The sequence below is a fragment of the Serratia quinivorans genome (genome assembly GCF_052113645.1).
Taxonomy (GTDB): Bacteria; Pseudomonadota; Gammaproteobacteria; order Enterobacterales; family Enterobacteriaceae; genus Serratia; species Serratia quinivorans_B.
Genome location: NZ_JBIEIU010000028.1, coordinates 1 through 12,790, shown reverse-complemented (window position 1 = coordinate 12,790; position 12,790 = coordinate 1). Strand labels below are relative to the sequence as shown.

Genomic DNA, 12,790 nt, shown 5'->3' with positions numbered 1-12,790 from the left:
CCCAAGAAGGCACGCTAAATCCCCCTGGATAGCGTGCCTTTTTACTTTCCGTCGCCCACATAATTTTAACGTTTCGTTTTCAAAAAAACTTATTTTAAGGAGTAGACACTATGTTAGCCGTAGAATTGGTTATCGTTCTGCTGGCCATTTTTTTAGGGGCCAGGCTGGGTGGTATCGGGATTGGATTTGCAGGCGGGCTGGGGGTTTTGGTCCTGGCTTTGATTGGCGTGAAACCGGGCAGCATTCCGTTCGACGTCATTTCCATCATCATGGCGGTGATTGCCGCGATCTCGGCGATGCAGGTTGCCGGCGGTATGGATTATCTGGTTCAGCAAACTGAAAAACTGCTGCGCAAGAACCCTAAACACATCACCATTCTGGCTCCGATCGTCACCTATTTTCTGACTATCTTCGCCGGGACCGGTAACATTTCGCTTTCCGCACTGCCGGTGATCGCCGAAGTGGCGAAAGAGCAGGGCATCAAGCCTTGCCGCCCATTGTCTACCGCCGTGGTATCCGCCCAGATTGCCATCACCGCCTCGCCGATTTCCGCCGCAGTGGTGTACATGTCCTCAGTGATGGAAGGTCACGGCGTCAGCTATCTGCACCTGCTGATGGTCGTGATGCCTTCTACCTTCTGCGCCGTGCTGGTGATGTCGCTGCTGGTGAGCTGGTTGTTCGACTCCAAACTGTCTGACGATCCGGTTTACCTCAAGCGCCTGGAAGAAGGTCTGGTTACCCTGCGCGGCAACAAGGTCATGGAAATCAAACCGCGCGCCAAAGTGTCGGTGTTGCTGTTCCTGCTGGGCGTGCTGTGCGTAGTGGCCTACGCCATCATCAACAGCCCGGGCCTGGGCCTGGTGGCAAAACCCTTGATGAACACCACCAACGCGATTCTGATCATCATGCTGAGTGTCGCCACCCTGACCACCCTGCTGTGCCGTGTCGATACCGACATGGTGCTTAACTCCAGCACCTTTAAGGCCGGCATGAGCGCCTGTATCTGTATTCTGGGCGTGGCCTGGCTGGGTGACACCTTTGTGCAGGCCAATATTGACTGGATCAAAGATACGGCAGGCACGGTGATCCAATCGCACCCGTGGCTGTTGGCCGTGATCTTCTTCTTCTGTTCGGCCCTGCTGTATTCTCAGGCGGCCACCGCCAAGGCGCTGATGCCGATGGCATTGGCCCTGAACGTGTCGCCTCTGACCGCAGTAGCCTCCTTCGCCGCCGTTTCCGGCCTGTTTATCCTGCCGACTTACCCGACGCTGGTCGCCGCGGTACAGATGGATGACACCGGCACCACCCGTATCGGCCGTTTTGTGTTTAACCACCCGTTCTTTATTCCCGGCACCATCGGGGTGATATTGGCGGTGCTGTTTGGCTTCCTGCTGGGCAGCGTGATGCTGTAATGCCTCACCCGGGGCTGCGGCCCCGGTTTCCTCTGTCCCTGCCCCACTGGCGATAAACTCGCCTTCTAGCTGACCGTCCTTCAAGGTATAGTGCCCACTGATAATCTGGATGAGAGGGCTGAAGATGTCTGATTGCGAAGCTGTCGTCATACTCTGCACCGCACCCGATGAGGCCACGGCACAAGACCTGGCGGCCCGGGTTCTGGGGGAAAAGCTGGCGGCCTGCGCCACGCTGCTGCCCGGCGCAACATCGTTATATTACTGGGAAGGGAAACTGGAACAGGAATATGAAGTGCAGATGCTGTTCAAAAGCGATCGCCACCATCAAGACGCCCTGCTCAGCTACCTGAAACAACATCACCCTTACCAGACGCCAGAGCTGCTGGTGCTGCCGGTGATGGCCGGAGATAAAGACTACCTGTTATGGATCAACGCCTCATTAAACTGATTTTTCTGCTTTGCAGCCTGTTCTTTCTGCCACAGGCGGCTCAGGCCTCGTTGTTCGGCCAAAACGGCGGCAGCCAGTTCGTGCCTGTCGATCAGGCGTTCGCCTTTGATTTCAAACAGCAAGACAACCAGCTGACGTTGGACTGGCAAATCCGCCCCGGTTATTACCTTTATCGTCAACAGATCAAGCTGGTGCCGAAACAGGCCACGCTGGGTGCCTTCGAACTGCCCGCCGGACTGAGTCATAAAGACGAATTCTTTGGCGAGGTCGCCATTTTCAAGCAGCAGCTGAATCTGAAGGTTCCGTTGCAGCAGGCGACGGCCGACGCCAGCCTGAGCGTGACCTATCAGGGTTGCGCAGAAGCCGGCTTCTGCTACCCGCCGGAAACACGCGTGATCCCGTTAAACGCCGTGAGCGCCTCCACCGTTGCGTTAACCGATACGCCAGCGGAACCGGCATCAGCACCCAATGACCTGCCGTTTTCACCGCTGTGGGCATTGCTGATCGGTATCGGTATCGCCTTCACCCCCTGCGTGTTGCCGATGTACCCCCTGATTTCCGGCATCATTTTGGGCCGTGAAAAACCGCACAGCAGCGGGCGCATTCTGGCACTGGCGGTGGTTTACGTGCAGGGCATGGCGCTGACCTATACCCTGCTGGGTTTGGTGGTCGCGGCCGCGGGGCTGCAGTTCCAGGCGGCGCTGCAACATCCGTACGTCTTGATCGGCCTCTCGGCGCTGTTTATCGCGCTGGCGTTGTCGATGTTTGGCCTGTATTCGCTGCAACTGCCGGCCTCGCTGCAAACGCGCCTGGCAGGCTGGAGCAACACCCAAAAGGGCGGTTCGCTGCCCGGCGTGTTCCTGATGGGTGCGCTGGCCGGATTGATCTGTTCCCCCTGCACCACCGCGCCGCTCAGCGCGATCCTGCTGTACATTGCCCAGAGCGGCAATATGTGGGCCGGTGGCGGCACCCTGTACCTTTATGCGTTGGGCATGGGGATCCCGTTGGTGCTCGTTACCCTATTCGGCAACCGCCTGCTGCCGCGTAGCGGCCCGTGGATGCAGTATGTCAAAGAGGCTTTCGGTTTTGTGATCCTCGCCCTGCCGGTGTTTCTGCTGGAACGCGTGATCGGCGATCTGTGGGGGCTGCGGTTGTGGAGCCTGCTGGGCCTGGCGTTCTTCGGCTGGGCATTCGCACTTAGCCTGAAAACCTCTCGCGGCTGGGCACGTGTTTTACAGATGCTGCTGCTGGCGGCGGCGGTGATCGCCGCACGGCCATTGCAAGACTGGGCTTTTGGCGCCAACAGTACGCAGCAGACCGCGCCGCACCTGAACTTTACGCAGGTTAATAACGTAGAGCAGCTCAATCTGGCGCTACAACAGGCACAGGGAAAACCGGTGATGCTGGATCTGTATGCCGATTGGTGCGTCGCCTGCAAAGAGTTCGAAAAGTATACCTTTAGTGATGCGGCCGTTCAGGCTAAGCTGGCCAATGCCGTGTTGCTGCAAGCGGACGTGACCGCCAACAATGCCGAACAGGCCGCGTTGCTCAAGCACTTGCAAGTCCTGGGTTTGCCGACCATTCTGTTTTTTAACGGCGCAGGACAAGAGTTGTCGAGCCAGCGGGTGACCGGATTTATGGATGCTCCAGCGTTCAACGCGCATTTGCAGAAAGTAGTGCAATAAATAACACTGAGATTCGGAACCGAATTTGGAGGGAGCACAAGTGCAACGCGAACAAGTTCTTGATACGGCACTGGGGCTGTTGGAACAACAGGGCCTGGCAACCACCACATTGGAAATGCTGGCAGAAAAACTCGACGTACCGCCGGGCGACCTGAAACGCTTCTGGCCGGATCGCGAAGCGCTGCTGTATGACTGCCTGCGCTATCACGGCCAGCAAATCGATACCTGGCGTCGCCAGTTGTTGCTGGACGAAGCGCTGAGCCCACAGCAAAAACTGCTGGCACGCTATGACGTTCTGGAAGAGTACGTCAAACACGATCGTTATCCCGGCTGCCTGTTTATTGCCGCCTGCAGCTTTTTCCCTGAAGTGGATCACCCTATCCACCAATTGGCCGAGCAGCAAAAGCTGACCTCGCTGGAGCTGACCCGCGACCTGCTGCGCGAAATGGACGCCGACGACGCGGATATGGTGGCGCAGCAGATGGAACTGATCCAAGAGGGCTGCCTCAGCAAACTGCTGGTAAAACGCCAGCTACAGGACGTATCCGTCGCCAAGCGGCTGGCGGAAGACATCTTGCAGGTCGCTCAGTGCCGCAGAAATGGTGCATTAAGCTGAATGACACCGTGGCGGCAACGGCAACCACGGTACTTTAAGCCCACCTCGCGTTTTTTTTGCTCCCTTTGACTGAAAAGCCAGCAACCGGACGCGTTTTGCCTTATTTCATTCACAAAGCCGTTGACTGCCTTCGGCCAATACGGTTTAATGCTGCGCGTTGCCCGGATAGCTCAGTCGGTAGAGCAGGGGATTGAAAATCCCCGTGTCCTTGGTTCGATTCCGAGTCCGGGCACCATATTTAGAAGAACCCGCCTATGGCGGGTTTTTTGCTTTCTGAGACAGGACTCTTCATCGAACAGGCCGGACTATGAGCTGCAGAGTAAAACCTGACACTTTAGTGGATAGCGGGAAGAAAGCTATTTTACCGCCAAGCGGGCAATTTGCCGCTCCTGTCGGCGACTGAACAGCAACAGGCCGAACGCGGCCCCCAGTAGGGCACAGAACATGTCAGACTGGGTATCCCACGGGTCGCCCTGCGTCCCCAGAAACTCATCGGCGCCCTGCCCCAATGCCAATGCAGCCCACCATTCGATCAGTTCATAAACCGCGCTGATGGCCAACGCAATGCAGCACACCACGAAGCCCAACATTTTCCTGCCCCGAACATACTCCCCACGCAGCAGTATTTCCCGTGCAACCAGCGCCGGTACCAGCCCCTGGAAAAAGTGCCCAAGTTTATCGTAGGGGTTCCGCCCCAGCCCCAATAACTCCTGCACGTAAAACCCGGCAGGTACGCGCGCGTAGGTGTACATACCGCCAAAAATCAAAATCAGCGCATGGAGAAAAATCAGCTGGTACAACAGAGGAGTCAACGGATAACGCCGCCGGGTCAACCACAACACCGCCAGCGCAAGCACAACCGGCATGACCTCCATCAACCAGGTCATTCTGTCATAGGGGTATGCGCCGCTGTAAATCAGCAATGCAATCAGCAGCAGCGCTGCGGCAGGCAATAAATAACGGGATGAGAATAGGGACATGGCAAAGGTACCAAGACTGTGAAAGATTTGGCTTTATTATAACAGTGACAAAATGAGGGGGACATACTGCGCCGTCCACCGAGGTCGCCAGGCAGCGTTTTTGACCCCAAAGCCGTTGATGTTACTATACGAAGATCACTATGCCGCCGCACAGGCACGGCCTGGCAGCATAACTAATAAGCGCGACGACGTTAAAGGACGACATTTGAGTATGGGAAGCACATTCGCTGTATGGCGGCTGATTGCCGTGTGCGTCATCAGTCTTGGGTTGCTGGGGTGTGGCTCGGGAAAGAAGTCCAACACCTATAACCGTGATTACGATAGCCTGGCCAGAGGCAGCTATAACGGCAATACCTATACCGTCAAACGCGGTGATACCCTGTTCTATATTGCCTGGATCACCAATAGCGAAGTCAGCGAACTGGCGCGGCGCAACAAGATCCCCAAACCTTACAATCTCGAGATTGGTCAAAAACTGGCGTTGAATAACACCACGGCGAAGAAAGGCAAAACACGCAAAACAAAATCGACGGGCCAAATTGCGGCCGTTACCCCCCCGATCCGCAGCAGCATCAAATGCTGGCGCTGGCCTACTCAGGGCAATATCGTCAGCAAATATTCTACCGCCGACGGCGGCAATAAGGGCATTGATATCGCCGGTAACCGTGGTCAGCCGGTCTATGCAGCAGCCAAAGGCCGGGTGGTCTATGTAGGCAATCAACTGCGAGGCTATGGCAACCTGATTATGATCAAGCACAATGATGAGTACATCAGCGCCTATGCCCACAACAACACCCTGTTGGTGCGCAACGCGCAGGAAGTGAAGGCCGGGCAGAAAATTGCCACCATGGGCAGCACCGGAACCGATAAGGTCATGCTGCACTTCCAAATCCGCTACCGCGCCACCGCATTGGATCCGCTGCGCTTCTTGCCGCCGCAAGGTTCCGCACCTTCCTGTTGATCTCTCATCGGCAAAATGGATGAAAAAAAACCCGCACAAGGCGGGTTTTTCTCTATCAAGTCACAGGGTCATTAAGATTCTTTGACCTGCTTTACGTTGCCGGATAAGAACGCTTGCTCGTAAGCCCGCGCCTTTTTGCTGTCGAACTGGTGCTCCCACTTCGCCACTACCAACACCGCCAACGCATTACCCACCACGTTCAGTGCCGTGCGCGCCATATCCAGGATACGGTCAACACCGGCGATAAATGCCAGACCTTCCAGCGGGATCCCGACGCTACCCAGCGTCGCCAACAGCACCACAAAGGACACGCCCGGGACGCCGGCAATACCCTTCGAGGTCAGCATCAACGTCACTACCAGGACAATTTCCTGACCCAGAGACAATTCAATACCGTACAGCTGCGCAATGAAGATGGCGGCGATGCTCTGATACAGCGTTGAACCATCCAGATTGAAGGAGTAGCCGGTCGGTACCACAAAACTGGTGATCGCCTTCGGTGCGCCATAAGCCTCCATTTTTTCAATGATGCGCGGCAGTACCGTTTCGGAACTGGCGGTAGAAAAGGCCAGGATCAGTTCATCCTTTAGAATACGAATCAACGTCCAGATGCGCAGATTACACAGGCGAGCAACCGCCCCCAGTACCACCAAAGCGAAGAAGGCAATGGCGAAGTACACCAACAGCACCAGCTTCGCCAAAGGCAACAACGAGGCGAAACCAAAGTTGGCGACGGTCACCGAAATCAGACCAAACACCCCGATCGGCGCATAACGCATGATCATATGAGTGACTTTGAACATGCTTTCGGAAACGGCTTTGAACACCTTCAGCAATGGTTCTTTGGTCTCTTTCGGCAATGATGACAGGCCAAGACCGAACAGGACCGAGAAGAAAATGATCGGCAGCATGTCGCCCTTCGCCATCGAGGCGAAGATGTTCGACGGGATCAACGACAGGATAGTGGCAACCAGGCTGTGAGAACCCGTTTGCACCTGCTCCGTGGTTTTTTCATACTGCGAGATATCGACCGCAGTCAGTGTCGACATGTCGATGCCGTGACCGGGTTGAAAAACATTAGCTAGCGTCAGCCCCACCACGATGGCGATTGTGGTGATCACTTCGAAGTAAATAATGGTTTTCAATCCGAGCCGACCCAGCTTCTTCGCATCTCCCACCCCGGCGATACCGACAACCAGTGTAGATATAACGATCGGCACGACAATCATCTTAATCAGGCGAATAAATATATCACCCGCCGGGCTAAGAATATTACTGACTAACCACTCACGGGATTCCGCCTGGTTATGGAGCACCGCCCCAACGATAATACCCAGCGCCAACGCGATCAGGATTTGCCAAGCAAGACTGATTTTTACACTTTTCATACCCAAAAAGTCCTCAAAGACTCTTTTCTGCGTATTTAAAATAATGCGCCGAAAAGAATACTTAATCATTTAATACAGGCTTATGTTGATGACAACGAAGCGCGCACCTGCCCTTAGTGGGACGCTATTTAAATCTGTACCACTTGAACGGCATGCTCTGCAAGCCTTGTTTTATCTAGGTTTTGTGCAAAATATAACCATCAATGAATTTGAAAATTAATTTAACCCAGCATAATTGTTTGTTATTAAAAGCATAATTTTATGTGATAAGCATCACGGAACCACTCATCATTTAGCTTTTCAGGCAGAGTAAAAATGCGTTTATTTTCGCTAATCTTGCATATTTAGTCCGATAGGAATGTTTGTATTTTGTTACATTAAAGTTTTAAAAATGAAAATGCTCGGCCGTTATTAGACCTCATGAACCCTCTCTATTTATTAGGATAATTCTCAAATCGTTTTCTTATTAACGCGAATGACTGACCGCCCGGCTATTAATAGCGACATCGAATATTAAAGGTGGGCTATGTTCCGAAAGGGCTTAACAGAGGTTTTAACTGCGGTGTTTTGCCTTCACTAATATCGATAAAACGCGGACTTATTACCGAATTGGTTATTCTTTTTAGTTCTTTAGATAGTGTTTTCTGACGGAAACTTCGTATTTGAGCGTTTTTTCTCACCAAGCAGATAGATGCCCAACACAAATGGGGCAGAACTATTACAAATCAATATCTTCGTTGCGTGATCTGCCGCGCAAAAAAGAAACAAAGAATCGGAGCAAACTATACTTAACCTTCAGTTGACATATTATTAACAACTTCAAGGAGAAAAGCCATGAGCCAAGTGTATAAACACGCTATTCCTTCTGCAATTGCAGAACACGCCCTGATCAGTCCGACACAATATCAACAATATTATCAACAATCTGTGCAAGACCCGGAAACCTTCTGGGGCGAGCAGGGAAAAATCCTTGACTGGATAAAGCCTTATAGCCGGGTCAAAAATACCTCATTCGATCCCGGCCATATCAGCATTCGCTGGTTTGAAGACGGTACTCTGAACCTGGCGGCCAACTGCCTCGATCGCCACCTGGCCGAACGCGGTGACCAAACCGCCATCATCTGGGAAGGTGACGATCCCACCCAGTCGAAAAAAGTAACCTACAAACAACTGCACCACGATGTCTGCCAGTTCGCCAATGTGCTGAAAAAGCTGGGCGTTAAAAAAGGCGACGTCGTGGCTATCTATATGCCAATGGTGCCAGAAGCCGCCGTGGCCATGCTGGCCTGCGCCCGCATCGGTGCCGTGCATTCGGTGATCTTCGGCGGTTTCTCGCCGGAAGCGGTCGCCGGGCGAATTATCGACTCCAACTCCAAACTGGTTATCACCGCTGACGAAGGCCTGCGTGCCGGGCGTTCCGTGCCATTGAAGAAAAACGTCGATGACGCGCTGAAGAACCCTGGCGTGAAAAGCGTCGCTAACGTCGTGGTGTTCCAGCGTACCGGCAAGCCGGGTTATTGGCAGGAAGGACGCGACCTGTGGTGGCATGATCTGACCGAAGGCGTTTCAGCCGATTGCCCACCGGAAGAGATGAATGCGGAAGATCCGCTGTTTATCCTTTATACCTCCGGCTCGACCGGCAAACCCAAAGGCGTGCTGCACACCACCGGCGGCTATCTGGTTTACGCCGCCATGACCTTTAAGTACGTGTTCGATTACCACGATGGCGACGTGTACTGGTGTACCGCCGACGTTGGTTGGGTTACCGGCCACAGCTATCTGCTGTATGGTCCGCTGGCCTGCGGCGCCATTACTCTGATGTTTGAAGGCGTGCCGAACTACCCTGGCGTCAACCGTCTGTCACAGGTGATCGACAAGCATCAGGTCAATATCCTGTACACCGCGCCAACCGCCATTCGCGCCCTGATGGCCGAAGGCGACAAGGCGATCGAAGGCACCAAACGCGACTCACTGCGCATCATGGGGTCGGTCGGCGAGCCTATCAATCCAGAAGCCTGGGAGTGGTATTACAATAAAATCGGCAACGGCAAATGCCCAATCGTCGACACCTGGTGGCAGACCGAAACCGGCGGCTTTATGATCACGCCGCTGCCAGGTGCCACCGAACTGAAAGCCGGCTCCGCTACGCGGCCGTTCTTCGGCGTGCAGCCGGCGCTAGTCGATAATGTCGGCACGCCGCAAGAAGGTGCCTGCGAGGGCAACCTGGTGATCACCGACTCCTGGCCTGGCCAGGCACGTACGTTGTTCGGCGATCACGATCGCTTTGAGCAAACCTACTTCTCCACCTTTAAAGGCATGTATTTCAGCGGTGACGGCGCACGCCGTGACGAAGACGGATACTACTGGATCACCGGCCGCGTCGACGATGTGCTGAACGTATCCGGCCACCGTCTGGGCACCGCAGAAATCGAATCTGCCCTGGTGTCTCATCCGAAAATCGCCGAAGCGGCGGTAGTCGGCATTCCACATAACATTAAAGGCCAGGCGATTTACGCCTATATCACGCTGAATCACGGCGAGGAACCTTCGCCTGAGCTGTATACCGAAGTGCGTAACTGGGTACGCAAGGAAATAGGACCGATCGCCACGCCGGACGTGCTGCACTGGACAGATTCCCTGCCCAAAACGCGCTCAGGCAAAATCATGCGTCGCATCCTGCGCAAAATTGCCGCCGGCGATACCAGCAACCTGGGGGACACCTCAACGCTGGCGGATCCGGCCGTAGTCGACAAGCTGTTGGAAGAAAAACAATCAATGAAAGTGCCGTCATAATTTACGCCGCCTCTGGCCGATCAGCGGGTAAATGACCCGATGGTCGGCTTTAAGCGCGGCGCATTCGTTCAATACCTACTGGAGACACTCTGATGAATGACACCATTTATCAAGGGATTGAGGAAAACCCGCGCTTTATCGAGTTGGTGCGAAAACGCAGTCGCTTTGCCTGGCTGCTTTCGCTGATTACGCTGGCGCTCTATGTTGGCTTTATTTTATTGATCGCTTTCGATCCTCAGTGGTTGGGTACACCGATCGCCGAAGGATCGACCATTACCCGCGGGATCCCGGTGGGCGTTGGCCTGATCGTGATCTCTTTTGTGCTCACCGGGATCTACGTATTCCGCGCTAACGGCGAATTCGATCGCCTGACTGCAGAAATCCTGCGTGAGGTGAAGAAATGAAGCGTTTACTGTCTGCCGCCGCTCTGCTGTCGCTACCGGGTCTGGCCTTTGCCGATGCCATTGGCGGTGAAGTGAAGCGCCAACCGTTGAACATTCAGGCGATCGTCATGTTCGTGCTGTTTGTCGGCGCCACACTATACATCACCTACTGGGCTTCTAAACGCACCCGTTCACGCCAGGACTATTACACCGCAGGCGGGAAAATCACCGGTCTGCAAAACGGTCTGGCGATTGCCGGTGACTTTATGTCAGCCGCTTCCTTCCTCGGTATTTCCGCGCTGGTGTATACCTCGGGTTATGACGGGCTGATTTACTCCATCGGCTTCCTGATCGGTTGGCCGATCATTTTGTTCCTGATTGCAGAGCGCCTGCGTAACCTGGGCCGTTACACCTTTGCCGATGTCGCCTCCTACCGTCTGAAACAAAAACCGATCCGTACGCTCTCCGCCTGTGGTTCTCTGGTGGTGGTCGCGCTGTACCTGATTGCGCAAATGGTCGGCGCCGGTAAGCTGATTCAGTTGCTGTTCGGCCTGAACTACCACGTGGCGGTCATATTAGTCGGCATTTTGATGGTGCTGTACGTCCTGTTCGGCGGCATGCTGGCCACCACCTGGGTACAAATCATCAAAGCGGTGCTGTTACTGGCCGGTGCCAGCTTTATGGCGTTAATGGTGATGAAATCGGTTAATTTCGACTTCAATACCCTGTTTGCCGAAGCCGTGAAGGTACATCCAAAAGGCATCGCCATCATGAGTCCGGGCGGTCTGGTCTCCGATCCTATTTCCGCTCTCTCTCTGGGACTGGCCTTGATGTTCGGTACTGCCGGTCTGCCACACATTCTGATGCGCTTCTTCACCGTCAGCGACGCCAAAGAAGCCCGTAAGAGCGTGTTCTATGCCACCGGTTTTATTGGTTATTTCTATATCCTGACCTTTATTATCGGCTTCGGCGCCATTTTGCTGGTCAGCCCTAACCCGGCGTTCAAAGATGCCACTGGGGCATTACTGGGCGGTACCAATATGGCGGCGGTGCATTTAGCCAACGCCGTGGGCGGCAACTTCTTCCTCGGCTTTATCTCAGCAGTCGCCTTTGCCACCATTCTGGCTGTCGTTGCCGGCCTGACGCTGGCGGGAGCTTCGGCGGTATCTCACGACTTGTACGCCAGCGTGATTAAAAATGGCAAAGCGACCGAGCGCGACGAACTGCGCGTCTCCAAGATTACCGTGGTGATCCTGGGTATCGTGGCGATAGCATTGGGGATTTTGTTTGAGAAACAGAATATTGCCTTTATGGTCGGGCTGGCCTTCTCGATTGCGGCCAGTTGCAACTTCCCGATTATCATTCTTTCGATGTACTGGTCACGTCTGACGACCCGTGGTGCCATGATTGGCGGCTGGTTGGGTCTGCTGACCGCGGTGATCCTGATGATCCTCGGCCCAACCATCTGGGTACAAATCCTGGGGCATGAGAAACCCATCTATCCGTATGAATATCCGGCGCTGTTCTCAATGATTGTTGCGTTCGTCGGCACCTGGTTGTTCTCGGTCACCGACAGCTCATTGGCCGGACAGCAGGAACGCGAGCGTTTCCGTTCTCAATTCGTCCGTTCGCAAACCGGTCTGGGGATCTCCCAGGGCAGTTCGCACTAACCGAATAATAAGTGAAAAAAGCAAACACCCCCTAATCAAAGGCCCTTCGGGGCCTTTTCTTTTGGATAAAGATGATTAATGGTGTTGCTGGAAAAGGGATATGACGACTAGGAATACAAAGTCCCAGCCTAGCTGGCGCTTTTTTTCTTTTCCGCATAGCAAAAAGGCCATCCTTGCGGATGGCCTCTTGGCTTTATTTAATGCCTGGCAGTGTCCTACAATACTCGTCTCATCCTGAGACTCACCCCTTTGGGGCCGCCGCCAGCGGCGTTAAAGCCCGTTCCCGACGGGCTTTTCGCATGTCCATGCTCGAGCTGAACACCAAATAACAGACAAAGTAAAAAGCCCCATGCTTTCGCATGAGGCTTTGTACTTTGTTTGATGCCTGGCAGTGTCCTACTCTCGCATGGGGAGACCCCACACTACCATCGGCGCTACGGCGTTTCACTTCTGA

At 54.2% G+C, this 12,790-nt stretch carries 10 protein-coding genes and 1 tRNA gene; 9 read left to right on the top strand and 2 right to left on the bottom strand.

Annotation, left to right across the window (positions count from 1 at the left end; genetic code table 11):
* The first annotated feature begins 110 nt into the window (after nucleotides 1-110).
* The 5 genes from ACGS9J_RS26200 (at nucleotide 111) to ACGS9J_RS26180 (ending at nucleotide 4,396) form a co-directional block, all read left to right on the top strand.
* Entirely contained in the window at nucleotides 111-1,412 is a 1,302-nt protein-coding gene (locus ACGS9J_RS26200) for an anaerobic C4-dicarboxylate transporter (protein WP_442233516.1), read from the top strand.
* A 124-nt stretch (nucleotides 1,413-1,536) separates the two neighbouring features.
* The gene (cutA, locus tag ACGS9J_RS26195; RefSeq protein WP_048762793.1) at nucleotides 1,537-1,860 is read left to right on the top strand and encodes a divalent cation tolerance protein CutA; all 324 of its coding nucleotides are present in this window, start codon (nucleotides 1,537-1,539) and stop codon (nucleotides 1,858-1,860) included.
* Nucleotides 1,836-3,545: a protein-disulfide reductase DsbD gene (locus tag ACGS9J_RS26190; RefSeq protein WP_442233515.1), complete on the top strand. Its 1,710-nt coding sequence runs from the start codon at nucleotides 1,836-1,838 to the stop codon at nucleotides 3,543-3,545. Before cutA ends, ACGS9J_RS26190 begins: the two co-directional genes overlap by 25 nt.
* A gap of 40 nt (nucleotides 3,546-3,585) precedes the next feature.
* Nucleotides 3,586-4,161, top strand: a complete 576-nt coding sequence (dicD, locus tag ACGS9J_RS26185) for a division control transcriptional repressor DicD (protein WP_442233514.1) — start codon at nucleotides 3,586-3,588, stop codon at nucleotides 4,159-4,161.
* A gap of 159 nt (nucleotides 4,162-4,320) precedes the next feature.
* Nucleotides 4,321-4,396: transfer RNA gene (locus tag ACGS9J_RS26180), tRNA-Phe, on the top strand.
* A gap of 121 nt (nucleotides 4,397-4,517) precedes the next feature.
* Here ACGS9J_RS26180 and ACGS9J_RS26175 read toward each other — a convergent pair.
* Nucleotides 4,518-5,141 carry a DUF2238 domain-containing protein gene (locus ACGS9J_RS26175; RefSeq protein ID WP_442233513.1) on the bottom strand — a complete coding sequence of 208 codons (624 nt, stop codon included), beginning with the start codon at nucleotides 5,139-5,141 and terminating at the stop codon, nucleotides 4,518-4,520.
* Between the two features lie 211 nt (nucleotides 5,142-5,352).
* Here ACGS9J_RS26175 and actS point away from each other — a divergent pair, with 211 nt between their 5' ends.
* On the top strand, nucleotides 5,353-6,102 hold the full coding sequence (actS, locus tag ACGS9J_RS26170) for an amidase activator ActS (protein ID WP_442233512.1): 750 nt from the start codon (nucleotides 5,353-5,355) through the stop codon (nucleotides 6,100-6,102).
* A gap of 71 nt (nucleotides 6,103-6,173) precedes the next feature.
* Here the strand turns inward: actS and gltP are convergent, their stop codons facing one another.
* Nucleotides 6,174-7,490 (bottom strand): glutamate/aspartate:proton symporter GltP, encoded by a 1,317-nt coding sequence (gene gltP / locus ACGS9J_RS26165; RefSeq protein WP_442233511.1) that lies wholly within the window; start codon nucleotides 7,488-7,490, stop codon nucleotides 6,174-6,176.
* An 834-nt stretch (nucleotides 7,491-8,324) separates the two neighbouring features.
* On the opposite strand from gltP, the gene acs reads away from it, so the two are divergent.
* The 3 genes from acs (at nucleotide 8,325) to actP (ending at nucleotide 12,336) form a co-directional block, all read left to right on the top strand.
* Nucleotides 8,325-10,283 (top strand): acetate--CoA ligase, encoded by a 1,959-nt coding sequence (acs, locus tag ACGS9J_RS26160; RefSeq protein ID WP_442233510.1) that lies wholly within the window; start codon nucleotides 8,325-8,327, stop codon nucleotides 10,281-10,283.
* A 92-nt stretch (nucleotides 10,284-10,375) separates the two neighbouring features.
* Entirely contained in the window at nucleotides 10,376-10,687 is a 312-nt protein-coding gene (locus ACGS9J_RS26155; protein ID WP_129983717.1) for a DUF485 domain-containing protein, read from the top strand.
* Nucleotides 10,684-12,336, top strand: coding sequence for a cation/acetate symporter ActP (gene actP / locus ACGS9J_RS26150; protein ID WP_442233509.1), 1,653 nt, complete (start codon nucleotides 10,684-10,686; stop codon nucleotides 12,334-12,336). Before ACGS9J_RS26155 ends, actP begins: the two co-directional genes overlap by 4 nt.
* The last annotated feature ends 454 nt before the right edge of the window (nucleotides 12,337-12,790 follow it).